General features: G+C 67.8%; 21 protein-coding genes and 1 tRNA gene. 15 read left to right on the plus strand and 7 right to left on the minus strand.

From position 1 onward, the window contains the following. Nucleotides 1-25 precede the first annotated feature (25 nt). The 6 genes from ACWF99_RS07645 (at nt 26) to ACWF99_RS07670 (ending at nt 4654) form a co-directional block, all read left to right on the plus strand. A tRNA-Val gene (locus ACWF99_RS07645) sits at nt 26-97 on the plus strand. A gap of 589 nt (nt 98-686) precedes the next feature. Continuing rightward, nucleotides 687-1040, plus strand: coding sequence for a MerR family transcriptional regulator (locus tag ACWF99_RS07650; RefSeq protein ID WP_452535386.1), 354 nt, complete (start codon nt 687-689; stop codon nt 1038-1040). Between the two features lie 261 nt (nt 1041-1301). Continuing rightward, nucleotides 1302-2480, plus strand: coding sequence for a ThiF family adenylyltransferase (locus ACWF99_RS07655; RefSeq protein WP_452535387.1), 1179 nt, complete (start codon nt 1302-1304; stop codon nt 2478-2480). Then, nucleotides 2477-3109 (plus strand): GNAT family N-acetyltransferase, encoded by a 633-nt coding sequence (locus ACWF99_RS07660; RefSeq protein ID WP_378626793.1) that lies wholly within the window; start codon nt 2477-2479, stop codon nt 3107-3109. The genes ACWF99_RS07655 and ACWF99_RS07660 overlap by 4 nt, the downstream gene beginning before the upstream one ends. 158 nt (nt 3110-3267) lie before the next feature. Continuing rightward, nucleotides 3268-4242 (plus strand): helix-turn-helix domain-containing protein, encoded by a 975-nt coding sequence (locus tag ACWF99_RS07665; RefSeq protein ID WP_378626794.1) that lies wholly within the window; start codon nt 3268-3270, stop codon nt 4240-4242. A gap of 199 nt (nt 4243-4441) precedes the next feature. Beyond that, nucleotides 4442-4654, plus strand: coding sequence for a helix-turn-helix domain-containing protein (locus ACWF99_RS07670; RefSeq protein WP_378626795.1), 213 nt, complete (start codon nt 4442-4444; stop codon nt 4652-4654). A 68-nt stretch (nt 4655-4722) separates the two neighbouring features. Here ACWF99_RS07670 and ACWF99_RS07675 read toward each other — a convergent pair whose 3' ends face one another. Continuing rightward, complete coding sequence (locus ACWF99_RS07675; RefSeq protein WP_452535389.1) at nt 4723-6096, minus strand: cutinase family protein; 1374 nt, start codon at nt 6094-6096, stop codon at nt 4723-4725. Between the two features lie 207 nt (nt 6097-6303). Further along, nucleotides 6304-6747: a DUF7144 family membrane protein gene (locus ACWF99_RS07680; RefSeq protein ID WP_378626797.1), complete on the minus strand. Its 444-nt coding sequence runs from the start codon at nt 6745-6747 to the stop codon at nt 6304-6306. Nucleotides 6748-7607: 860 nt separating this feature from the next. Between ACWF99_RS07680 and ACWF99_RS07685 the strand changes: the two genes are divergently transcribed. Next, nucleotides 7608-9131, plus strand: coding sequence for a flavin-containing monooxygenase (locus ACWF99_RS07685; RefSeq protein ID WP_452535390.1), 1524 nt, complete (start codon nt 7608-7610; stop codon nt 9129-9131). Between the two features lie 68 nt (nt 9132-9199). Here ACWF99_RS07685 and ACWF99_RS07690 read toward each other — a convergent pair whose 3' ends face one another. From ACWF99_RS07690 to ACWF99_RS07705, 4 genes are all read right to left on the minus strand, one after another. Continuing rightward, nucleotides 9200-9484, minus strand: a complete 285-nt coding sequence (locus ACWF99_RS07690; RefSeq protein ID WP_378626799.1) for a GlsB/YeaQ/YmgE family stress response membrane protein — start codon at nt 9482-9484, stop codon at nt 9200-9202. 171 nt (nt 9485-9655) lie between these two features. Next, nucleotides 9656-10186, minus strand: coding sequence for a hypothetical protein (locus tag ACWF99_RS07695; RefSeq protein WP_452535392.1), 531 nt, complete (start codon nt 10184-10186; stop codon nt 9656-9658). A gap of 92 nt (nt 10187-10278) precedes the next feature. Next, nucleotides 10279-11982, minus strand: coding sequence for an amidohydrolase (locus ACWF99_RS07700; protein WP_452535394.1), 1704 nt, complete (start codon nt 11980-11982; stop codon nt 10279-10281). 226 nt (nt 11983-12208) lie between these two features. Beyond that, nucleotides 12209-12727, minus strand: coding sequence for a MarR family winged helix-turn-helix transcriptional regulator (locus ACWF99_RS07705; protein ID WP_378626804.1), 519 nt, complete (start codon nt 12725-12727; stop codon nt 12209-12211). A 90-nt stretch (nt 12728-12817) separates the two neighbouring features. On the opposite strand from ACWF99_RS07705, the gene ACWF99_RS07710 reads away from it, so the two are divergent. From ACWF99_RS07710 to ACWF99_RS07740, 7 genes are all read left to right on the plus strand, one after another. Next, the gene (locus ACWF99_RS07710; protein WP_452535954.1) at nt 12818-14923 is read left to right on the plus strand and encodes an MMPL family transporter; all 2106 of its coding nucleotides are present in this window, start codon (nt 12818-12820) and stop codon (nt 14921-14923) included. Nucleotides 14924-15005: 82 nt separating this feature from the next. Further along, nucleotides 15006-15449: a DUF5990 family protein gene (locus ACWF99_RS07715; protein WP_452535396.1), complete on the plus strand. Its 444-nt coding sequence runs from the start codon at nt 15006-15008 to the stop codon at nt 15447-15449. A 59-nt stretch (nt 15450-15508) separates the two neighbouring features. Continuing rightward, nucleotides 15509-16111: a hypothetical protein gene (locus ACWF99_RS07720; RefSeq protein ID WP_452535398.1), complete on the plus strand. Its 603-nt coding sequence runs from the start codon at nt 15509-15511 to the stop codon at nt 16109-16111. A 210-nt stretch (nt 16112-16321) separates the two neighbouring features. Next, on the plus strand, nt 16322-17740 hold the full coding sequence (locus ACWF99_RS07725) for a glyceraldehyde-3-phosphate dehydrogenase (protein ID WP_378628298.1): 1419 nt from the start codon (nt 16322-16324) through the stop codon (nt 17738-17740). A gap of 165 nt (nt 17741-17905) precedes the next feature. Next, nucleotides 17906-19408 carry a hypothetical protein gene (locus ACWF99_RS07730; RefSeq protein WP_452535400.1) on the plus strand — a complete coding sequence of 501 codons (1503 nt, stop codon included), beginning with the start codon at nt 17906-17908 and terminating at the stop codon, nt 19406-19408. Nucleotides 19409-19541: 133 nt separating this feature from the next. Beyond that, a complete protein-coding gene (locus tag ACWF99_RS07735; RefSeq protein WP_452535402.1) occupies nt 19542-20789 on the plus strand; it encodes an AAA family ATPase in 1248 nt (415 codons plus the stop codon). Beyond that, the gene (locus ACWF99_RS07740) at nt 20786-22009 is read left to right on the plus strand and encodes a vWA domain-containing protein (protein ID WP_452535404.1); all 1224 of its coding nucleotides are present in this window, start codon (nt 20786-20788) and stop codon (nt 22007-22009) included. The genes ACWF99_RS07735 and ACWF99_RS07740 overlap by 4 nt, the downstream gene beginning before the upstream one ends. Nucleotides 22010-22020: 11 nt before the next feature. Here the strand turns inward: ACWF99_RS07740 and ACWF99_RS07745 are convergent, their stop codons facing one another. Continuing rightward, nucleotides 22021-22431 carry a hypothetical protein gene (locus ACWF99_RS07745; protein ID WP_378626813.1) on the minus strand — a complete coding sequence of 137 codons (411 nt, stop codon included), beginning with the start codon at nt 22429-22431 and terminating at the stop codon, nt 22021-22023. A gap of 179 nt (nt 22432-22610) precedes the next feature. Here ACWF99_RS07745 and ACWF99_RS07750 point away from each other — a divergent pair, with 179 nt between their 5' ends. After that, on the plus strand, nt 22611-23543 hold the full coding sequence (locus tag ACWF99_RS07750) for a PDR/VanB family oxidoreductase (protein ID WP_378626815.1): 933 nt from the start codon (nt 22611-22613) through the stop codon (nt 23541-23543). Nucleotides 23544-23549 lie beyond the last annotated feature (6 nt).

Raw genomic sequence — 23549 nt, forward strand, 5'->3', positions numbered from 1 at the left:
TCCAAACCCGCCCGACACAGTGTTCGGTCCCATAGCTCAGCGGGAGAGCGTCCGCCTCACACGCGGAAGGTCGCTGGTTCGAAACCAGCTGGGACCACGCATAATGGCTGGTCAGGCATGTTTTCATGTCGGCCGGCCATTTTTTTTGTGCCACGTGCAGAAGGGCTGCCTAGCTCACTGGCTTCTGTGGCTTCCTCTTCTTGGATCGTGAGTCCTCGGCCGTTGGCGCCGGCTCGCCTCGGCTCGCGACGCTACCTCCATCATTCGGCAACGGATCCCATCGGTGGAAAAAATCTGTCGTGTCGGGTGTAGACATTCTCGGTTTCGAGGGTATATAGTCGCTCTCGTTCCTGTTAAGAAATCAGATGGCCGGGCAGGTGAACTGCCCGGGATGGCAAGTTCGGCCGTCCCCTCAGGCGGAGAAGAGAATCCGGTGCAGTCGGCTGGACCGCCGAGGGGACGAAGAAGCAAGGCAAGTGAAGTACCGCAGGTAGAACCGACGATTCAGGAGGTGGTGGCCACTGATCAGCCATTTAGATGTCCCGCATCCCGGGAGTTGTCGGATGCGGTGTCTGAGATCGGCCCCTGCGGCCGGTGAAGGCAAGTGAAATCAATCCCTCAGTCGTAAATCACGGCCCCGGCGCCCAGCGCGCCGGGGCCTTCCGGCGTTGAATCCGAGAGGCCTCGTGCAGCACCCGAACACCCATCCCGCCGACGGCGCCAGCGCCGCGGACAAGCTCGATGACGACACCTACCCCGCCTACAGCATGGGGCGTGCCGCGGAGATCCTCGGCGTCACCCAGGCGTTCTTGCGTGGCCTCGACGCCGCGCGACTACTGACCCCGCAGCGCTCGGCGGGCGGGCATCGCCGCTACTCGCGCTACCAGCTGCGCATCGCCGCGCGCGTGCGTGAACTCGTCGATGCGGGCAACGCACTCGAGTCGTCGTGCCGGATCGTGATCCTCGAAGATCAGCTCGCCGAGGCTCAGCGCATCAACGCCGACCTTCAGCGCGAACTCGACACCCGAGCCGACGGCTGACTCCGGGTTTCCGGGCACCGGTGGCCCTGGAATCGATGCTTGCGGGATTATTGCGAGACTGCGTATGAGTGACGGTACGGGTCGCCTGTCACACCGAATCCCGTGGTTGTAGGCCCAGTTTGGCCGAGGTTTGCCAGCGCCATGCCGGTGGACCGAAGGTCGGTTAGCTGGAAGTGTGCTGTGTGTATCCTTTGCGCGTCCTGGTCGACAGAGACGAGCGGGTGGCCGTTCGCCTCATGAGGGTCGGAGGTTTGTGCACACATGGTTTGGCATCGCTCGGTTCCGCGTCCGGCGGTACTCACGCCCGGCGCTGCAACATCGCATTTCCGTCCCGAGCTGCTCGATCCATCGAGCCCGGAAGGGCTGCGTGACCTCGAAGCGCTGGCAGCGTCGGGTTCTGTCAGCGCGGTGCACGACACGATCGAAGATCAGCTCGACGAACTGATCCGCTGCGAGGACCCTGCGGTCGCACAGTCGACCGGCTCGCTGGTGGCGTCCCGTCGCCGGATCTGTGACGGGACTCCGTTGTGGCAGTGGGGGACGTGGGTGTTCTATCCGTGGAACGGCCGGTTGGTACATGTGCTGCCGCGCGAGGTTTTCCAGCGGGTGCGGACAGATCGGAATCGCAACAAGATCGACCGAGTGCAGCAGCGAGTCCTGCGCGAGCGGCGGATCGGTGTGATCGGGCTGTCGGTGGGCAACAGTGCGGCTGTGACGCTGGCGATGGAAGGGGTCGGCGGATCGTTCCGATTGGCCGACTTCGACACCGTCGGGCTGTCGAATCTGAACCGGCTGCGGGCCGGGGTATTCGATCTCGGGGTCTCCAAGGCTGTGCTGGCGGCGCGTCAGATGTTCGAGATCGACCCCTATCTCGATATCGAGGTGTTCACGGACGGGTTGACCGAGGAATCGATCGGGCCGTTCTTCGACGGAGCGGAGGGCACCCGTCCGCTGGATCTGCTGGTGGAGGAATGCGACACGGTATGGGCGAAAGTCGCTGCCCGTGAGTACGCGCGGCGCCGCGAGATCCCGGTACTGATGGACGCCAACGATCGCGGCTTGCTGGATGTGGAGCGTTTCGATCGCGAACCCCATCGCCCGCTGTTCCACGGTCGCACCGGTGGGTCGACCTCGTCCGATGTCGCGGGGATGAACCGGGGTGAGCTGCTGGCGTTTCTGCTGACAGTGGTCGATGAGCCGCGGCTGAGCCCGGCGATGCGCGACGCGGTCGGTGAGATCGGCCGAAGCCTGTGCAGCTGGCCGCAGCTCGCTTCCGGGGTAATGCTCGGCGGCGCCCTGGTGGCGGACACGGCTCGCCGGATCCTGCTCGGCGAGGCGATCCCGTCGGGGCGAACCTATATCGACCTCGACGAGCTCATCCCCGCGGTGGGCCCACAGATCGCTCCGGCGTTCGTGCGGGCGATGGAGGAAGTCCGTTGACGATCGACCTGCGCAATGTGGAACTGGTCGGCCCGCGGCTGCGGTTGCGTGATCTCCGTGCCGGTGATCTGGGCGTGTATCAGCGGATCTTCACCGACCCGCACCTGACCCGATACATGGGCACCGACAGCATGGGCGTCCGGGCGGCCGCGACGTCGTTCGAGGCCGCCCTGTGCTCCCGCGGCGAGACACCGCGGCGCAAGTACACATTGGCGATCACGGCACCGGGTGAGGACACCATGGTCGGCACCATCGGCCTGCTGGTGGAGGATTTCGGCAGCAACGCGATGATCGGCGGTCTGGTCGTGGTTCCGGAAGGGGCGCTGCGCGCCGGTGGGATCGAGGCGGGGCGGCTGATGGCGGCATTCGCCTTCGGGCCGCTCGGGATTCACCGGGTATGGGCGGGGCACCGCCACGATCATCCGGTGATGGACACGGTGATGTCGGGAGTGGGCTTGACGCCGGAGGCGCGGCTGCGCCAGCTGTACCGAACCCAGGGTCGGTGGCGCGACGTGTGCATCTATGCGGCTCTGCGGCCGGAATGGGCTGCGACGGCGACGCCTGCCGAACGTCGAATCCTGGCGTTACGGCCCACCACGGCAAGGGAACACGCCACCGTGGGTCGGTGAAGTCGGTGCGGCAACCCTGCCGAATCGGGCTCCGGGCGCGCCACGGCGCGATAGCATCGCCGACTACAGGCCCCCGAATCGCCACCACCCGAATACGCGCAGCGGTCGGCGATGGGAGGGACTCCGCCGCCGACGAGAATCCGAAGTAGAGATCACAAATGGCAGTGCTGATCGACTCCGACTACTTCACGCCGGCGGACCGGCGGGAGGCGGTCACCGCAATCCTGCAGGAAGCCGATATCGGGGCCACCCTGCAGATGTGGGATTCGCCTGCCGAAGTGGTCAGCCGTCACCAGGCCTGGATGCTGGGCCCGATCGCGCTCACTCGCTCCGAGGTATCCGGTCACCAGGTCTGCCGAACCAGTCGGCACGAGCGAACCACGCCCAGCGACACCCTGACGGTGACCGTGCAGAACGGGCAGGTTCGCAGGCACGAACAGTTCGGTGCGCAAACGCTGATCGAGCCCGGCGCCTGCGAAGTGATCGACCTGGCCACGACGTTCGCCTCCGGCTGGCACGGTCTCGGCGGAACGCTGTGCCTGCAGCTGTCCAGGGAGCGCCTCGGCATTTCCGCGGAGACGGTCGTCGCGGCGCACGGGCGGCTGGCGGCGTCGCCGCTGTACCCGATGGTCACGGCGCAGATTCAGCATCTCGTCGGGATCGCCGACCAGCTCGAAGCGGATCCGGCCGCTGCCTCCGTGGGTGAGTCGTGCCTGGAAATGGTTCGGGCGCTACTGATCTCGGCGGCCGGCCGCGGGCCGGGTGACGGCGCCGCCATCCCGGAGCAGCTGCTGATCGAGCAGATCCTCGGGTATGTGCGGACCCACCTGTCCGATTCGGACTTGAAGATCCCCGATATCGCCGCAGGCAACAACATCTCCGTGCGGCACCTGTACAAAGTCTGCGCGCAGTCGGGTATCAGCCTCGAGCAGTGGATCATCGAACAACGCCTGGTCCGGGCCCGTGACATGCTGATCGACAGAGGCTACGCGCACCGGTCCATCGCGTCCGTGGCCGGTGCCGTGGGTTTCCGCGACGCCGCCCACTTCGCCCGGCGATTCCGCGAGGCATTCGGGATGACGCCCCGTGACTGGCGCCGCAGCGCCACCGATGTGGGCAACCCACCGAAGTAGCCGGGGCTCCGGGCCCGGATGCACGCACGTTTGTGCGTGCACAGTCAGTCGTCGTGCAGTCACAGCCTCCTTCGCGGGCCGATTCGCCGATACCTTTCGAATGTGGCTGCGCGAGACCGCATCAGGAGGACGAGGGTTCGCCGACGGGCACCCGCGCCGATGCGGTCCGTGCTGAGGGCATCGAGAGAAAGGGGAGACCATGTCCACGATCGGCAAAGCGATTCGGGCGGCAAGGATGGCCTCCGGGTTCACCCAGGCGGAGTTGGCCGACTGGATCGGAATCGCGGACGGAAACCAGATCAGCCGGTGGGAGCGCGATGTGGTGACACCCAGTGCCGACAGTGTCGGCGAGTTGTCGAGAGTTCTGGGGGTGCGTCTCGACAACTCGGTCGGAGATGCCGTGACGTGCTGATCTGATCTGAATGCTGGTGTGTCAGCTCGATGCAGGTCGAGCTGACACACCAGCGAATGTTTTCCCGGCTACGAAACGACCTGGGAGCTCAGGTAGTTCAGGAGGATCAGGACGTCGTCGCCGTAGTCGACGTGAGCCTCGGAGGCGTAGAAGTTGGCCATGTCCACGCCTTGGCGGGCCAGCTGGACGAGCTCGTCGATGGTGGCGGGGTCGGCGATGTCGAGCAGGGTTCGGGCGGTTGTGCGGAGGTCTGCCCGGATGCCGGCGGCGATGGGGCCGAGCACGGAACCGGTGAGGTCGGCGCCGGTGGCGACCAGGGTCGCCAGGTCGGTGGCGGCGGCGAGGGGGTCGTTGCGATCGAGGGATTCGACCGCACGCCACAGGATTTCCTGAATTCGGCCCACCCCGTCGGCGATGCTCAGAAAATCGATGGGCACGAGGGCGTCGGCGATGAGGCTGACGGCTGCGGTCCAACCCGAGGGGTCGACGGCGGCGGCCGCGCGGATGACCTGGGCGACCAGGGCTCGATCTATACCCGCGGCGGCCTGGACCAACGGGGACAGCGCAACATTCAGGGCATTCGCGGTCCGGTGCGCACCGCGAATGTCACCCGCCGCGATGAACTCCGAGAGGTGGGTGAGGTCGTCGAGAATGGTGGGCAGGTTCGCCGCGGTGGCGGTCCAGCCGGCGCCCATGGTCACAGCCTGAGCGATCAGGCTGCTGGGATCGACCGTGGCGGGGATAACATTCGCGATCGGTTCGGGATCACCGCTCAGGACCCGGCCCAACGCGGCGAGGAACGGGGAGGCGGTGGCATCGAGAGAGCAGTACAGGTCGCCGTCGGTACACAGGGTGCGAACCCGCTCGGTCAACGCACCGAAATCCCGGCTTCGCGTTCCGGCTATGCCGAGGCCGGGCTGCGGATTGCCGAGGGAGAGCGTGGTATTCGGATCGCGATGCGGATCGGCCAGTAGTCCGACACCGACCACTCGATCGGCATCGAGGGGACCGTCGCCATTGCCGATCTCGGTGGCGAGATCGCCGATGCCGTCCGCGCCCTGGCTGTAGCCGGCGAGGACGACCTGCGTCGAGCTACACAGGCCGCGCATCATCTGGTGCAGGCGGGATTCCAGCGTGCCCAGGGACTCCGCGTAGCTCAGGCCCAGGTCGAAAGCGCTCGCGGCATAGGGGACGTAGAGCACGGTGATGTCACGACCGAATTGCCGTTGCAGGCCATCGCCGACGGGCTGGAGCATCCCGACGGGCACCCTGGGATCGGCTCCCGGCGTGGTCTCCCAGGTCCCCGGCGCGAAGATTGCCGTGTACGGGGTGCAGGGCTGCGCGCTGGGCGTTTCCGCCCGCGCGACGCCGGCCGCCGCAGTCCCGGCCGCGACGACGGCGGCAACCAGCATCGCCGCGGTGGATCTCGACAACCTGTCCATCGTCCAATTCCTCTGTTGCCGAAGGGAATTCGTGACGTACGACAGGTGCTGAGTTGCGCCGAACCGTCCGTCGGGGCCAATTCTCGCCACTCGCAGTCGGTTTCGCCGAGGTTTTCAGACACAGTTTCATTTCAGATTAGATGCCGGGGGCCGCACGGTGTCGTGGTCGAACCCGGCGCGCGGTTTCGGCGCTTCGCGTTTTCGGCATCATGCCCGGTCGTGGCGAGCGGGCTGCCACGCGGTGACGGCCCAGATGACCACCACGCTGATCGCGATGATCACGATGGACCACGCGGGATAGTAGGGCAGGGACAAGAAGTTCGCGATGATCACCAGTGCCGCGATGCCCACCGCCGCGTATCGCGCCCACGCGGTGCCCGACATCAAGCCGATCGAGCAGACGATGGCGATCACACCGAGGACGACATGGACCCAGCCCCAGGTGGTCGCGTCGAATTCGTAGACGTAGCTGAAGCCGGCGACATAGAACTCGTCCTCGGCGATCGCGGAGATGCCCTCGAGGATGGAGGCCGCCGCGGCGATGAACAGCATGATCGCCGCCAGTACGGAGATTCCCTCGGCGGCGGCTTGCCGCGCGAAAGGCTCTTCTTCGGGAACGGGACGATTTGCGGAAGGATTGCGCTCGGTCATGACAAGCCCCTTACTGCGGCGAAATTCCGCCATCGCAGATCTCCGGGACTCCTGCAGGTCGCAATGACAGGCAATCGCGTACTTCGGTAGGGACGGCGGATTGCGCGGCACGCCTGTGCGCAGCGCCGACTGAAGGGTGGTGCTCGCGATCGGAGTTCGATCGCCCACGATCCGTCTAGCTCGACACGCAGCGAGTTTACCGGAGACTCTCCTCTCGATGCGGCGATGTTTCAGGTTCGCAATCCGCGCTCGCGGCCTTTCGCGAACCCCGGCTGAACGGCGTGGTGGCCACTCGTGGGCGCGGTGGGCCGCCGGATCGGCGGCTCATGTCGGCCCGAAGCGCGACGACACCCCGGCTCGACCGAGACCGCCTGCCGAACGGCTCGATTGCCGGATGATTGCCGTTGCTGGTGGGGCGGGGACAAGTCGCGTGCGCGCCGGTCGGAGAGAACTCCCGAGCCCGGAAGCAAGCGAATCATGTGCGGCCGTTTCCCGAGCATTGGAGGAGTTCACGGTATGACCTGTCCCAATTCGATTGTCCGGGTGGTGATTCCGCGGACAACAGCGTCGTCTTCGGCGCACCCGGGACTCGGACGTGGACCGCCGCGGTGGTGAAGGCAGAAAGGGTCGTTGTCGACCGCTCTGCTCGCGAATTCACCCGGGGTCGCGTCGCCGCATTCAGCGCGCATCTTCCTCGGATACCGGATCGGGTGCCTCCCCGCGAGCACGGGGAGACACCCGAAAACAGCTCTGCACGGCGGTCGCCACCGCCCACAGAGCAGATGCAGACACTTGGAGAACTCTGCGATGACCACACTAGATGTACTCGTCATTCTCGCGCGCCCCTATGGCGCCCGCCGATGACCGGGCCCACGATCACCCACGAAGTAGTTGTCGTCGGGGCGGGCTTCGGTGGGCTCACCATGGCCGCGCAGCTGCGGCAGGCCGGGGTGCGCGACTTCCTGATCCTCGAAGAAGGACCCGAGGTCGGCGGGGTGTGGCGGGAGAACACCTATCCGGGCTGTTCCTGCGATGTGCCCGCGCACCTGTACTGCTTCGCCTTCGACCCTTATCGAGACGTTCGCGTGCGCTACCCGGATCAGCAGGCGATCTTGACCTACATGCGGGAGGTCACCGACCGCAACGGTTTGCGTGCGCATCTGCGCTGCGATACCGCCGTGACGGCCGCCGACTACAGCGACTCCGACCGCACCTGGACCCTGACCACGACCACCGGGGAGCGGATCCGCACCGACGCGGTCGTGTGGGCGCTCGGCCAACTGCATCGACCCGCGATTCCTCGGTTGCGGGGAGCGCGCACCTTCGGTGGCCGTGCGTTCCACTCCGCACGGTGGGATCACACCGCGGATCTGCGCGGGCAGATCGCCGTCGTCGGCACCGGTTCCTCGGCGGCGCAGATGATTCCCGAGCTGGCCCGCGTCGCGGCCGGTGTCACCGTGTATCAGCGTTCCCCGTCCTGGGTGCTGCCCAAGCCCGCCGCGTCGTTCGGTCCGCTGTCGCGGTGGGCGCTGACGCATGTGCCCGGTCTGCACGACCTGTATCGGGCCGGGATCTACTACGCCGCTGATCTGGTTCTCGCGCCGATCATGCGCGCGGGGTGGTCGGCAGGACCGGCCGAACTCGTTGCGCGGGCCCACCTTCGGTGGCAGGTGCGCGATCGTGAACTGCGCGCGAAGCTCACACCGAACTACCGGATCGGGGAGAAACGGATCCTGCTCGACAGCGGATATTATCCGGCGCTGACCCAGCCACACGTCGAACTGGTCACCGACCGCATCGACCGGCTCGGCCCGGACGGGATACGCACTGTCGACGGCACCGAGCGCCGCGCCGATGTCATCGTGTGGGCTACCGGATTCCGTGCGCCGGACTTCCTCGCCGGGGTGCGAATCCGTGGCCGTGGCGGAGTGGACCTGCACGACCGGTGGCGGCGCCGAGGACGACCGACCGCCTTCTACGGACTCGCGGTGCCCGGCTTTCCGAATCTCTACATGATCGCCGGGCCGCACTCGTTCACTCCGTCGAACAGCAACCCCTCGGTCAAGCAACACCAGGCCCGCTACATCACGCGCTGTCTGGCCCTCAGCGCGGACCGGGGTGCACCGGTGGAGGTGACCGAGCGGGCAATGGCGCGCTACCTCGACCGTCTGGATCATGCTCTCGCCCAGACGATCTGGTGTGATGGTGCGGCGACGGCATGGTGGAAGCGCGCGGACGGCACGATCACCAATGCCTGGCCAGGAACCGTCAGCGAGTTCGAGCACGAGATCGTCGGCAGCGATCCAGCCGAGTCGTTCGCGAAGGTAGCCGCGACCACCGGAGCACGCGACGCCGATCGAGAGGTCGCGGAGCAGATCACCTGACCGCGCTACGGCGGGACCTCGGCACTGTTCGGCCGGGGCCCGCCGAGCAGCGGCACCGTTCGTTCGGCTCAGGCCACCGGCGGGTGTTTGCGGGCGCCCATCGACTCGGCCGCGAACAGCAGCACCACCGCCGCGATGACCGCGAGGACGAAGCCCCAGAAGTTGAGCTCGGTGATGGAGCCGACGCCGATGAGGCTGGCGATCACGCCCGCGATCAGCGCCGCAGCCATGCCGAGCACCAGGGTCATGCCCATGCTCATGTTCTCTTTACCCGGCTTGAGCACTCTGGCGAGCACGCCGACCACGGCGCCGATGATCAAGAATCCACAGATCTGAACAATCGCGTTCCACATCGCTCGAACCTCCACGTTGTGCCGATGGCCGGGGAGTGCCGGTTATGTTCGATCATTTCTCCCCTTCGCCCGCAGAACCAGGGTCGTGTCCTCGGCGTTGTCGAAGCGTGTCCGCGCCGACGCCGGATCACACCATCGCCGTCGATATCGCTCCGGTCGCCATGGACGGGCTCAGAACGCAGGATCCACCCGGCACTCGCTCGCGGACCGGCCCGTCGGGGCGGTGCCGTCGCCCTGATCGAACCGCCACTGTGCGATCGGGCCCGCCGGCCGCCAGCGCAGGCCGCGCCCGTCCGGCACGGCTTCGTAGACAGCTTCCCGACCGCTGACCAGCTGCTCACCCACGCAATAGTCGTGGTATCCGGTGCCCGGCTGGACCGCCCCCGCGCTGAAGCGGCCGGTGGGCTCGGCGGCGGCGCCCGGATTGACGACCGTGCTCGTCCGATGCGTCGATGCTCCGCGATCCCAGCGTGCGTCCCCGGTCCGCGATCGGTCGCAGGTAAAGGTCCAGCCACCGGCGACGACGGTGGCTCCCTGTGAGTACGGGGTGCCCGCCCACAAACAGCTGACGGCGGTGTCCGCGGACGCGGTTCCCGTCGAGAGCCCGAGCAGGCCCGCTACCGTGACAGCCGATGCCAGCGCGGCTACACCGCGACGCCGTCGAACGGTTCCTGAAATATCCTGATTGCCAACGGTTTCCATCCTTCGATGCTCCCGTCGGGACGGGCCGGGCACATCAGGTCCCGACCCGGAGCTTCAGCTCAGGGATTCCCCTCGGTCGAGGGGGCGCAGGCTCAGCAGCACGGTCCGAGGTGCGCGCTCGGGCGCGGGGTCGCGTCGCTGTTCGGCACTGCGGCCAGGAACGCGTCGAGGTCGACCCGGCGCCCACCCACCCACGTGCCGTTGACCCGGACGGTCTCGCCCAACGTGGCCGGGTCGACCTCGTAGGGGTCACCGGACAACTCGACGAAGTCGGCCAGCTTGCCGACCGTGATGGACCCGATCAGGTGATCGCGGCGCAGGGTGCGGGCGGCGTTGATCGTCTGCGCGCGGATCGCGTCGTCGAGCGGAATCGCCTGATCGGCGCCGCGGACGGTGCCGGCGCGGGTGCGTCGGGAGGCGACGGTCTGGATGTTGACCAGCGGCGACGGCGGCGAGACCGGCCCGTCGTTGTGCACGGACACACACGCCCCCGAGGCCAGCGCGTCGGCGGTGGGCTGCCACCGGCTGCCGTGTTCGTGGTCGAAGATCGCGCCGTCGAGCAGATCGCCCCAGAAGTAGTACTGGAACGGTGACATCGACACGTGCACGCCCAGCCTGGCCGCACGATCCATCTGCGCGCGCGTCGCTCCGCCCAGGTGTTCGATCCGCCACCGGTGATCGGTGCCGGTCAGGCCGTGGCGCTGCAACGCCGCCTCGTAGGCGTCCAAGGCCAGCTCGACGGCGAGATCGCCGTTGGAATGGAACGACATCTGCCAGCCGGCGGGCGCGGCGTCGTCCAGAATCTCGTCCAGCTGCGATCGGGTGTAGTTCAGCGAACCGGTGCCGCCCGCGGTCGCCGGGTCGATACCGGCGCGCCGAGTCGCCTCGGTATCGAGGTAGGGAAACGACGTCGCCGCACTGCCCACCCAGACCGCACCGTCGGTCCAGAGCTTGACGCCGGCTTTGCGCAGCATCTCGTCGCCGGCGGCGAAGGTCTCGGGCTCGGTGTAGGTATCGGTGGTCGACATCTCCCACAGGTTGACCCGCAGCGGGCACGATGTGGTGGCGGCCAGTGTCTCGTAGTCGTGTTTGGTCTGCGGGTCGTAGGCCATGTCCGAGGTCGTGGTGTACCCGGCGCGCGACATCGCCGCGAAGAACCCGGCGCCGCTGAGCAGCGGGCTGGGCATCTCGGCGATCAACGGAGTCATGACCGCGGTGAGCACCGGCACTTCGAATCCCTGACCGTCGAGCGAGCCGTCCGGATTGCGACCGTAGTGACCGCCGTCGGGGTCCGGTGGCGGGTTGCCGGACCAGCCGTACCGCTCGATGAGCGCGGTGTCGAAGTAGATGCCGTGCGCGGAGTTGTCCAGGACCACGGCCACCCGATCACCGAAGATCGCGTCCAGGTCCGATGCTGTCGGTGCCGCGTGTTCCTGGAGCAGTGCGTCGAACCCGTTGAACACCAGCGGCGTCGACGGATCGGTCGCGGCGATGGCTGCTGTGAACACGGCCACCACATCGTCCCAGGTCGGGGCTACCCACGGGGTGATCTGCGCGATGGGTGGTTGGGTGAGGACCCCGCCCAGGAACGGATGCCCGTGCGGTTCGACGAACCCCGGCAGCAACGCTCGGGCGCCGGTATCGATGACCTCGGCATCCGGGGCCACCGCCGACACGCACTCGGCCAGCGACCCGACCGCGACGATGCGCGAACCCGAGACCGCGACGGCGTCAGCGCGAGGGCGGTCCTCGTCCATGGTGATCACGGTGCCTGCGGTGAGAACGAAATCCGACACAGCCAACTCCCTCGCTTGTGGTGTTCGAGGCGGAGAAGAACTCGGCCGACCGTGGACACCGATTCGGCGGCGACAAGGGCCGGACATGCTGCTGACCAGCACAGGCTATTCCGAGAGGGCTACCGGAAGAGGGGACGACACGCGTATCCGAGCGCAGATCGAGCGGCCCTATAGACGTGGCGTCGTGGCGCGCTGAGTGGCTGCGAATGGCCGGTTCCGGACGTGCCTATTCGGCGGCGGTCTGCCCTGGCTCCGGCAGCTCGGCGTAGAACTCGCGCAGCGCGGCCGTGACGCTGACGAGCACGCGGTGGGCGGCCGTCAGGTCGCTGTCGGGCAGGGCGGACAGTGCCTCGCGGGTGCGGGAACCGAGCGGTCCGAAGAATCCGGCGGCGACCGACATGCCGTGGTCGGTATAGGTCAGGTTGACCCGCCGTCGGTCCGCCGGGTCGGGCACGCGGTCGAGGTGCCCGGATTCGATCATGCGCTCGACCAGGTAGGTGACGGCGGGCGCGGAGACGCCCATCAACTTGCTCAACTGGCCCGCGCTCACGGGTGCGCCCTCGGCGTCAGCCGTGGCCACGTGCATCAGGGCGCGGAAATCGTTCGGGCGCAGGTCGTTCGATCGCGCGAAGACGTGACCGATCTGTTCGGAGATCGCGGTCAGCGCACGCAGATCCCGGGCGATACCGGTTTCCAGCTCTGCCCGGTCGGCGGCCGGGTTCGTGTCGGCGGTGTCGTCATCCACGCGCGGCCTCCTCTCTGTCCGACAGGGAGCTTAGCCGTCGGAGCCACCGGCATTGCCAATTAGTTAAGTTTCTGAAATAGTTTCGGCGTGATGCGAGTGAGCGACGGAAACGGGTGGGACCGGTTCGCCGGGCTGGTCACCGGTCGGCGATCGTGGGCGGTACTGCTCGCTGTCGTCGCGGCCGCGATGGCGGTGATGGCGCTGGCAGGGAGCAACGACAGCGCGGGCCAGGCCCCGGTGTCGTTGCCACGATCGGCGGAATCTTCCCTGGCCGCCGAAGCGGCGGCACGGTTTCCCGATGCCGGAACCGCCGCCGCGATCATGGTGGCGACCCGCGTCGACGGCGGAGCGCTGACACCGGCCGATCTCACGGCACTGGACGCGGCGCTCACCCGCGCGGGTGGCCCGCCGACCGACGGTCCCCGGGTGATTCTCGCTCCCGACGAGCGGGCCGCGCTCGCCCAGATTCCGGTGTCCGCACAGCTCAACGGCTTCGCGCTCACCGACCGGATCGGCGAACTCCGCGCCGCCGTCACCACCGATCTGCCCGATACGCTGCGCGTGCAGATCACCGGCGGACCGGCTTTCGGCGCCGACATCGCCGACTCCTTCTCCGGTGCGAACTCGCTGCTGCTGATCGTCACCGCGATCGTGGTGATGGCCCTGCTCATCGTCACCTATCGCTCGCCGGTGTTGTGGCTGGTGCCGCTGACGGTGGTCGGGCTCGCCGACCGCGTCGCCACCAGTGTCGGCACGCTCCTGGCCGAGCTCACCGGACTCGCTTTCGACGGTTCGACGTCGGGCATCACCAGCGTGCTGGTCTTCGGGGCGGGAACGAACTACGCGCTGCTGTTGGTATCGCGGTATCGCGACGAACTGCATCGCCACACCGACCATCGAGCAGCGTTGCGCGCCGCGGTGCGTCATGCCGCGCCCGCCATCGTGGCCAGCAATGTCACCGTTGTCCTGGCTCTGCTCACGCTGTTACTCGCGCTGCTCCCCAACACCCGCAGCCTCGGCGCGTTCGCCGCCGCGGGACTCGTGGTGGCGCTGATCTTCGTGCTCGCCGCGTTGCCGCCGGCGCTGGCACTGTGCGGCCGGCGGGTCTTCTGGCCGTTCGTGCCGAAGGCCGACGGTCGCGACGCGGCCGAGCAGGGCGTCTGGGCGGCCGTCGCGAAGCGGGTGGTGCGACGCCCTGCCGTCGTGGCCGGGGCGGCGTCGGCGGTGCTGATCGTCTTCGCGACCGGGCTCGTGACCACCGATATCGGGCTCTCGCAGACCGAGCAGTTCCGCGTCGAGGCCGAGTCCGTCGACGGGCTGGAAACGATGGCCGACCACTTCCCGTCCGGTTCGTCGGATCCCGCCGTGGTGATCGCGCGCAGCGAAACCACCACCCCGATCCAGTCGGCCCTCGATGGCGTGCGGGGCATTTCGCGCGCCACCGCTACCGGTACCTCCGCCGACGGTGCGACACGGTGGTCGGTCGTGCTGGACGCGCCGCCCGGCTCGGCGGAGGCGTTCACCACCATCGAGGCGATCAGGACGGCGGTCGGCACGGTTCCCGGCGCCGAGGCCCTCGTCGGCGGTACGGACGCCGAAGCGCTCGACATCCGCGACGCCGCCCGCCGTGACCAGGCGCTGGTCATTCCGCTGATCCTCGCCGTCGTGCTGCTGGTGTTGCTGGCACTGCTGCGCGCGGTGCCCGCCGCCGTGCTGCTCGTCGGCGTCACGGTGCTCAGCGCGCTCGCGGCGCTCGGTGCGGGCAGCTGGATCAGCGGCGCGATCTTCGGCTTCCCCGCACTGGACACGAACGTGCCGCTGTTCGGTTTCCTGTTCCTGGTCGCGCTGGGTGTGGACTACACGATCTTCCTGGTCACCAGGGCCCGCGAGGAAGCGGGCGCGCACGGCACCACCCAGGGCATGGTGCGCGCGGTCGCCTCGACCGGGGCCGTGATCACCAGCGCCGGCGTGGTGCTGGCAGCGGTGTTCTGTGTGCTCGGTGTGCTGCCGTTGATCACCCTGACCCAGTTGGGCATCGTGGTCGGGATCGGCATCCTGCTGGATACGTTCGTGGTGCGCACCTTGGTTGTCCCCGCGCTGTTCGCGCTGCTGGGCGACAAGGTGTGGTGGCCGGGAGCGCTCGCGAAAGCCGAAGCGGCGCAGTCTGCGTCGACCGAGACAGTGGCGGTGAACTGAGCTCCGCGGGCGAAATCGACGGACTCCGCTGCCTCGCCGAACGTTGTTCGGAACGTGGCATGGCATGCGGGAGAATCGCGGAATGCGCATCCGAATCGTGGGGACACAGCTGCCGGGGTCGTCCTGTCGACCGCCCGGGATCGAGACGGCGTACTCGAACATTCATGTCGGCGTGCAGCGCAGGAATCGGCCGCAGGAGCTGCTCGACCTACAGCGTGGTGACGCGGAATCGGTCTCGTGGACGGTGGAGGGCACCGTCCACGAGACCGACGTCCGAGGTACCCACATCCAGGGCCGACCGGGGGAGCGGTTCCTCTACCTCAGCTGGGTCAGCGCCGATGATGCCGGAACGCTCACGATGTTCCGGCGCGCCAAGCTGATGCTCGCCGACGTCCCCGCCGAGACGCTGGCGGCCGCGGTCGAATCGGGCGTGCTCGAGGCTCGTCTCGGCCTCACGGACGCGACCGGAAACCCGTTGTGCGCGAGGGTGGAACCCGCGACGATCCGCTGGGCTGCCGCGACCTGACCACGGCATCGACCCGCGGCGCTGACCGGCGCCGCACGATGTCGGACCACGGTGGCAGGATGCGAAGGGTGGGTGACTACTTCGAACGGATCGTCGATCTCGATGTGGCCGTGGCGGATGCCGAGGCGTCGGCCGGGGCGACGATCGACTGGATGGTGTCGCGGGGGTGGCTGCTGCGGGAGACCTCGGCGGACGCGATGTACAGCCTCCACGCCGACGAAGGGTATGTGGCAGGGCCCGCCTGGGCGACGATCGCCCAGGATTGGGGCGCCGAGTGGATTCCCGCACCGGTAGCGGTCGTCGTCGGCCGCCACGCCCACTACGGCGGTCAGGGCGAGATCGCACCGGCCGACGCCACGTGCCCGAGCTGCCGGGCAACCACGGTGATCATCGACTACCCACAGGCCTGGGAACCTGATCCCGCAGTGTGGCAACCGTTTTCGGACGCGATCGAAGCGTGGGAACAGACGGGCACCGGTGCGGTGGCATGCACCGCGTGCGGTACCACCAGCGCGATCATCGACTGGCAATGGCCGGGGGGCTTCGCCCTCGGCGCCCTTGCCTTCGACTTCTGGGGCTGGCCACCGCTGACCGACGAATTCATTGCCGAGTTCACCGCCCGACTCGGCCACCGCGTCGAGCACCACACCGGCAAGTTCTGAACCGTGTTCGGTGTCACGGGTCACAGTCGCCCGATCCCGGGCATTCCTCTCGGCACAGTGCGCACGATCTCACCGGTGGGGAGTGGCCCACGGTGAAAATTCCGCGCTCACTAGCATCGATGCAGCGGAAATATCGATGAACCCAGAGGACGTGTGTTGACTACCGAACAACTTGATCGCTGGAACGCTCAGGAAGCTGCGGCGGAGGCGATGATTCCCATCATCGGGACGTTGTACCGCAGCAAGGGTGTGACGATTCTGCTGCACAGCCGGTCGCTGGTGAACAAGTCGGTGATCAGCATCCTGCGGACGCATCGGTTCGCGCGGCAGATCGGCGGCGAAGAGCTGTCGGTGGACGAGACCCTGCCGTTCCTCGAGGTGATCAGCCGGCTGGATCTGGGACCGTGCAAGATCGACCTGGGACAGCTGGTGATGGCATTTCACGCCGACGAGCGGGGCCTGTCGGTCGAGGAGTTCACCACCTCGGTGCTGGCCGAGGTGAGCGACGGCAACAAGGCCGTGTCACAGGGACCGCGTGATGTGGTGCTCTACGGGTTCGGGCGGATCGGGCGGCTGGTCACCCGGCTGCTGATCGAGAAGGCCGGGTCGGGCAACGGTCTGAGCCTGCGCGCGGTGGTCGTGCGCAAGGGCGGTGACGACGACCTGGCCAAGCGAGCGTCGCTGCTGCGTCGCGACTCGGTGCACGGGCACTTCAACGGCACGATCAAGGTCGACACCGACAACGACACGATCACCGCGAACGGCAACGTCATCAAGTTCATCTACAGCGATGACCCGACGACCATCGATTACACCGCCTACGGCATCGACAACGCGATCCTGATCGACAACACCGGTCGCTGGCGTGACCGCGACGGCCTGGAGCAGCACCTGCGCCCCGGCATCGCGAAGGTCGTGCTCACCGCGCCCGGCAAGGGTGACGTGCCCAACATCGTGCACGGCGTCAACCACCGCGACCTGGACCTGTCGCAGCAGATCTTCTCCTGCGCCTCCTGCACGACCAACGCGATCGTGCCGCCGCTCAAGGCCATGGACGACGAGTTCGGCATCGTGCGCGGGCACGTGGAGACGGTGCACTCGTTCACCAACGACCAGAACCTGCTGGACAACTACCACAAGGCCGATCGTCGCGGTCGCTCCGCGCCGTTCAACCTGGTACTCACCGAGACCGGCGCCGCCTCCGCGGTGGCCAAGGCGATGCCGGACTTCAAGGCCAAGATCACCGGCAACTCGATCCGCGTGCCCACCCCGGACGTCTCCGTCGCGATCCTGAACCTGCAGCTGAAGCAGGACACGACCAAGGAAGACGTGCTCGCGTACCTGCGTCAGGTATCCCTGGCGGGCCCGTTGAGCCGCAACCTCGACTACACCGCCGCCACCGACGCGGTTTCGAGCGACTTCATCGGCTCGCGCGCGGCCTCGATCATCGACGCCAACGCCACCATCGTCGAGGGTGACACCGCCATCCTCTACGTCTGGTACGACAACGAATTCGGCTACTCGTGCCAGGTGGTGCGGACCGTGCAGTACATCTCGGGCATCGAATACCCGACCTACCCGCAGCTGGGTGCGCAGTCCGACACGCGCGAGCTCACCGACGCGCGGTAGCGACCCTCCGGCAAGGCGGGCATCTGGTCTGTGACCGGGGCCCGCCTGCCTCGTCGACTCGGTGGCAGCGCATGCGAGGCGACCACCACCGCTTGTCGGGTCGCGCGTTGTTGTGCATACTGGCGACATGACATCGAGTCGAAAGGGCGTTCTGCGCCCGGGCCGTTGAGCCCCACGCCGGTCATCGAACCGGCTTCTCTCCCGCGTGAACGCGGGGAATTCACCGAAAATCCGCAGTCTTCCCGTACGTCCTATGACGATGCGCGCCTCGACCTCTGGCTGCGTGTGCGCGAACTCGCTGTGCCGTCCGCCATGATCGAGGCCGCCACCGCACGGCGGCTCGTCGGCGACTGGTCGGGGGCCTGCGCCGCTGCGCATGTCGATCTCGATGTGGATCTGCGGGCGCTGGCGCGGACCCACGGGCGAGGACTCGCCGCTCGGGTACGGGCCGACCTGCGGTATCTGGCACCGGACCTGTTGCGCTGGCATCTTCCCAGAATCGCGCCGGACGGTCTGTTGCGACCCGGGTTGACGATGGTGCTGGCTCGCTACGAATCCGGGAGCGTCACCGGTCTCGACAGCGCGGCCGGTGACGTAACGCAGTGTGACGGTGCGGATTCCGTGTATCTGGTGGTCCGTACGCCACCGGCCTGGGCGGCTGCCGGACAGCGGATCAGCCTCGCGCTGTGGGACATGACGTGCCCCACGACCAGCGCGCGCATGCACCCACATCCCCGACCCAACAGTCGCTACCGACTCGACCTGCACCGGCACCTGTGGGATTCGCGCAGGGCAGGGGAGTTGCGACACCGTTCTGGGGCAGCACAATTCGCCGCACAGAGGCTCGCGACAGGCGACGACGGCGATCTCGGGGATGCTGTGCCCGCAACGGTGCCGCCGGGTTGCGCCGTCGACCGGTGGGCGGAGGAAGCGGGGATTCTGTTGCGGGCCGGTGAGCGTCGATCCGGGTTGGTGCTGGTGCGGTGTGGTGCGCGGAAGCGTGTCGTTCTGGACGTGCGTGCGGACGACCCACTCGCCGTGCGGATTTCGCGAGAACACCCGCGCGGCGGAATCTCCGCCCTTCCGGTGCTACCCGACGCGGCGACCTGGGTGCTCCCCGATCTGGAGTTGCTGCGAGCGGGCGTGATCGGCGCCGATCGACTGCATCCGCTGGTCGCCTCGGCGCTCGGCTGTGACGGCGCGCCGACCGAGACATCCGGGACTACCGCCGCCGGTCATCGGATCGTGGAGTGCCGGGGTGAACGCCACCGGATCGGGTTGGTGAACGGCGTGCTCGCCGCCCTGGATCACGACCCCGCCGAAATCCGGCGTGAAGAACTGCTGGCGGCCCTGACCGGAACACCGATGGCCTGCCTTCAGGCCATCGACCGATCACTGCGCCAACCGGATTGGCTCGCCGGCGTCTGCGATCGCCTGGACCATGGCGATATCGACGGCGCCCTCACCATCGTCGAAGGCAAGCTCGGCGCCGACGCGGTGCTGCGCGACGGACCGCTTCGCGACGCACTCGAAGCTGCTGTGCGGCAACGGATCACCTATGGCCTGTTCCGGGCCGGCCTACCCGCACCCGGTCGCGGCCACATCCCTCCCGATCGGTACGACCGCAAGGGTCGTCGCCCCCGCCCGAGGCACCTGACCTTGCACTGAGTTGCCGTCCGGGCCATCAGGGCGCGTCTTGTCGCGCTGCTGACCTTCGTGCTGTCTCGTCCGACCCTGCGGTCGAGCTCGCTCCACCTGCTCTCGTCCATCGAATTCTTCTGAACCCAAAGGTGATTCACACATGTCTGTTCATACCCTCTGCCCGTCGCTCCCGATTCGCGCCACCGACTCCCAGCTCGACGTCGCGGGCGAACTCCTCGCCCTGCTGGGTACGGTGAAAACGGAGCCGCGCACCAACACGCAACTGGAAGCGCTCACCTTGGCCGTGGCCGCCGATCTGCCGGTGCTGCTGTGGGGTGAGCCGGGCATCGGCAAGACCGCTGCCCTGACCCAGCTCGCGCAGTCCCTTGACCTGCCGCTGACCACGGTGATCGCGAGTGTGCACGAGCCGTCGGACTTCTCCGGCCTGCCGATCATCGGCGACGACCCCGCGACCCAGGGCGTACCGATGGCGCCGCCGGACTGGGCGGTTCGACTCGTACGGGCCGGGCGCGGTCTGCTGTTCCTCGACGAACTGTCCACCGCACCGCCCGCCGTGCAGGCCGCGCTGCTGCGCGTTGTTCTCGAACGGCGGGTCGGCGCACTGGAACTGCCGCCGGGTGTGCGCATCGTCGCGGCCGCCAACCCACGCTCGTCGGCGGCCGACGGCTGGGAGCTGAGCCCGCCGCTGGCGAACCGATTCGTGCACCTGCAGTGGACTCACGAGCACGACGTCGTCGTCCGCGGCCTCGGCGGAACCTGGCCACACGCGACCTTGCCTCGGCTCGCTCCCGAAAGCCTGCCGGAGGCGGTCGCCTTCGCCCGTCGCGCGGTATGCACCTTGCTCGCGGCTCGGCCCAAGCTCGTGCACCAGATGCCCACCACCGAAACCCGGCGGGGCGGTGCCTGGGCGTCACCACGGAGTTGGGAGATGACCGTGCGGCTGATCGCCTTCGCCACCGCGGCCGACGCGAGCCGTGACGTGCTGTCGCAGTTGATCCGCGGCACCGTCGGTGACGGGCCCGGTTTCGAACTGCTCACCAGCATCGATCGGATGGATCTGCCCGATCCGGAAGCACTGCTGGCCGATCCTGTCGCCGCTGAACTGCCGACTCGGGGCGACCTGCGCCAGGCCGTTCTCGACGGTGTGGTGGCGGCGGTGCGCAAACGACCGGAGCGGGCTCGATGGGACGCGGCTTGGTCGCTGCTGGTGAAAGCCGTGGAAACCGGAGCACCCGACCTGGTGGTTGTTCCCGCGACAACGCTGGCCACGCTGCGCCGCGAGAACTGGGAGGTGCCCGCGGCGATCGAACAACTCGCCGGGGTGGTGTCGGTGTCGCAGAGTGCCGATCGCGCCGCGGCCCGCGTTGCCGTCAAGGCGGGCCGATGACAGCGGATACCAACGGACTGGATCTCGGCAAGCTGTATGCCGCACGGCTGCACGCTGTTTCGGCCCGTCCTTATCTGGCGACCGCGCTGTACGCGCTGCACATCGTCGAGTCGCCAAGGGTGCCGACGATGGGCGTGGACAAACACTGGCGGTGCTACGTCTCGCCACGGTTCGTCGACTGCACACCGGTGGAAGACCTGGCTTCGATCCTGGTGCACGAGGTTTCGCACCTGCTGCGAGACCATCACGCGCGCAGCGACCGCTACGCGCACGCCCACGACCTGACCGGTCCGGGGGAGCGGCTGCGGATGAACATCGCCGCGGACGCCGAGATCAACGATGACGCGTTCGGTGACGGGCTGGTCTGGCCCGAGGGCGCCGTGCTGCCCAGCACATTGGGGCTGGACCCTGGGCAACTCATGGAGGACTACCTGGGTCAGTTCCGCCTCGGGCGGCTGACCGAAGACATGGCGTGGCTCGACTGCGGCAGCGGCGCGGACGGATCGGACCGCGAATGGGAGCTGGGACCCGACGGTGCGGACGGTCTCAGCGAACAGCAGCGCGACGGCGTCCGATTCCTTGTGGCACAGGGCATCGTCGGGCGTCCAGGAGACGCGCCCCAGGGGTGGCGACGCTGGGCGAAGGAGGCGTTGCATCCTTCCCAGCCGTGGCGGGACCTGCTCGGCGCGGCACTGCGCGCGGCCGCCTCGGCTCCCGGAGTCGGCGAGGACTACACCTACCGGCGTCCCGCCCGCCGCTGCACCGCACTGCCCGGCATCGTGTTGCCCAGCCTGCGTCGCACCCCACCCAAGGTCAGCGTGGTCATCGACACCTCGGGCTCGGTCAGCGACGACGAGCTGGGCAGCGCCCTGCTCGAAGTCGCCGCCATCATCCGCGCCGTCGGCGGCCGCCGCGACCTGGTCACCGTGTTCTCCTGCGACGCGGCGGCCAGAATCGCCCACCCGCTGTGCCAGGCCGAGGGCATGACGCTGATCGGCGGTGGCGGCACCGACTTGCGCACCGGTTTCACCCAAGCCTTGCGCACCCGGCCGGACGTCCTCGTCGCCCTGACCGACGGCCAAACCCCCTGGCCCTCCCACCAACCGGCCTGCCGAACCGTCGTCGGACTCTTCCGCCGAGAACGCGCGTGGCGCCACGACGACCCGGACTACGTCCCGGACAGCCCACCCGCATGGGCGCGAGTGGTCGACATCGGCTGACGGGTCATCCACTACTGGGCGCGCCGCGCCCGTACCAGCGGCGACACGAACATGAACGAGCCGGACAGGAAGAGCCCGGCGAGGGGGATCAGCGGGAGGTAGGAGATCCACACGATCGGCTCCGGTTGTGCCAGCGCGATCACCGTGGCGACAACGGTGACGACGAACACCACCGCCGACCAGCGATGCACCTGACGGCCGCGACCAGCACTGCCGCCGAACGCCGACAGCCGGTGCGGGCCGCGCAAGAGCCGTACGAACATCGACGCACCGGACAGGAACAGCCCGGCGAGCGGAATGAGCGGCAGGTAGACCACCCATTCGGGCCCGCTGAGCGACAACCCGATCACCGTGATGAGCACGGCCGCGAGGAAGGCGACGGCGAGCACGCGATGAGTTCGCCGAACCCAGCTGATGTTCATCGAAAACCCTTTCGTCGATCCATGGAAAACAATGCTGACACGGCGCCGACCTGGAAACTTCTCGATTCCTGATCGTTTCTCCCGCCGACCACCGATAGTCGATCGACCCCATTTCAATCCGGCAATTCGTTGAAAGTATCAATCCCCGCGGGCCGCCGAACCCCTGCGAGACTCGTCGTGTGATCAGCGCGATTGTGCGAATTCGGTCCATCACCTACGAATCAGAGGGCGTGCTGTCCTTTGTGCTCACCGACCCCGGCGGCGCGCCACTGCCGCCGTGGGCGCCGGGTGCGCACGTGGACGTCGTCCTGCCCGACGGCGTCGTTCGCCAGTACTCGCTGTGTGGCGATCCCGCGAATCGGGACAGTTATCGCATCGCGGTGCTGCTCGAGGAGCAGGGCCGCGGCGGGTCGGCGTGGATGCACGAGAACGTGCGGCCGGGCACGCTGTTGGAGATCCGGGAGCCACGCAACAATTTCCCGCTCACGCAGGCGGCGAGCTACCTCCTGATCGCCGGCGGCATCGGGATCACGCCGCTGTTGCCGATGATCCGCGAACTGGAACAGCGCGGCGCCGACTGGCAACTGCACTATGGCGGCCGCACCGGCGCGCGGATGGCGTTCGCCGGCGAGCTGTCCGTCTACGGTGCGAGGGTTCGTCGCTACGCGCAGGACGAAGTCGGGCTGATGCCACTGGCCGAGATTCTCGAGCCGGTGACCTCGGGCACGCTCGTGTACTGCTGTGGTCCCGAGCCGCTGTTGGCCGCGGTCGAGCAGCACTGTGTCGCGGATGCCCTGCGGGTCGAGCGTTTTCATCCCAAGGAGATCGTGGCCACCGGACCCGACCGGCCGACCACCGTCGTGCTCAACCGTTCCGGCCGGACCATCGAAGTACCGGCCGGGTCGTCGGTCCTGGACGCACTCGAACGGGCCGGCTCCGACGTGCTGTGGTCGTGCCGCGAAGGAACGTGCGCGACCTGCGAGACCACCGTGCTCGAAGGCGAAGTCGAGCACCGTGATTCGGTGCTCACCCCGGCCGAACAAGAGTCGGGCAAAACCATGATGATCTGCGTTTCCCGAGCGCGCACGGACCGTCTCGTGCTCGATGCCTGAAAGGTC

Source organism: Nocardia sp. NPDC055002 (assembly GCF_053608825.1).

Coding starts and splice junctions, on each gene's coding strand:
- ACWF99_RS07655 (WP_452535387.1), top strand. CDS start 1,302: ATGGTTTGGCATCGCTCGGTTCCGCGTCCGGCGGTACTCACGCCCGGC.
- ACWF99_RS07665 (WP_378626794.1), top strand. CDS start 3,268: ATGGCAGTGCTGATCGACTCCGACTACTTCACGCCGGCGGACCGGCGG.
- ACWF99_RS07670 (WP_378626795.1), top strand. CDS start 4,442: ATGTCCACGATCGGCAAAGCGATTCGGGCGGCAAGGATGGCCTCCGGG.
- ACWF99_RS07675 (WP_452535389.1), bottom strand. CDS start 6,096: ATGGACAGGTTGTCGAGATCCACCGCGGCGATGCTGGTTGCCGCCGTC.
- ACWF99_RS07680 (WP_378626797.1), bottom strand. CDS start 6,747: ATGACCGAGCGCAATCCTTCCGCAAATCGTCCCGTTCCCGAAGAAGAG.
- ACWF99_RS07685 (WP_452535390.1), top strand. CDS start 7,608: ATGACCGGGCCCACGATCACCCACGAAGTAGTTGTCGTCGGGGCGGGC.
- ACWF99_RS07690 (WP_378626799.1), bottom strand. CDS start 9,484: ATGTGGAACGCGATTGTTCAGATCTGTGGATTCTTGATCATCGGCGCC.
- ACWF99_RS07695 (WP_452535392.1), bottom strand. CDS start 10,186: ATGGAAACCGTTGGCAATCAGGATATTTCAGGAACCGTTCGACGGCGT.
- ACWF99_RS07710 (WP_452535954.1), top strand. CDS start 12,818: ATGCGAGTGAGCGACGGAAACGGGTGGGACCGGTTCGCCGGGCTGGTC.
- ACWF99_RS07715 (WP_452535396.1), top strand. CDS start 15,006: ATGCGCATCCGAATCGTGGGGACACAGCTGCCGGGGTCGTCCTGTCGA.
- ACWF99_RS07720 (WP_452535398.1), top strand. CDS start 15,509: ATGCGAAGGGTGGGTGACTACTTCGAACGGATCGTCGATCTCGATGTG.
- ACWF99_RS07725 (WP_378628298.1), top strand. CDS start 16,322: ATGATTCCCATCATCGGGACGTTGTACCGCAGCAAGGGTGTGACGATT.
- ACWF99_RS07735 (WP_452535402.1), top strand. CDS start 19,542: ATGTCTGTTCATACCCTCTGCCCGTCGCTCCCGATTCGCGCCACCGAC.
- ACWF99_RS07740 (WP_452535404.1), top strand. CDS start 20,786: ATGACAGCGGATACCAACGGACTGGATCTCGGCAAGCTGTATGCCGCA.
- ACWF99_RS07745 (WP_378626813.1), bottom strand. CDS start 22,431: ATGAACATCAGCTGGGTTCGGCGAACTCATCGCGTGCTCGCCGTCGCC.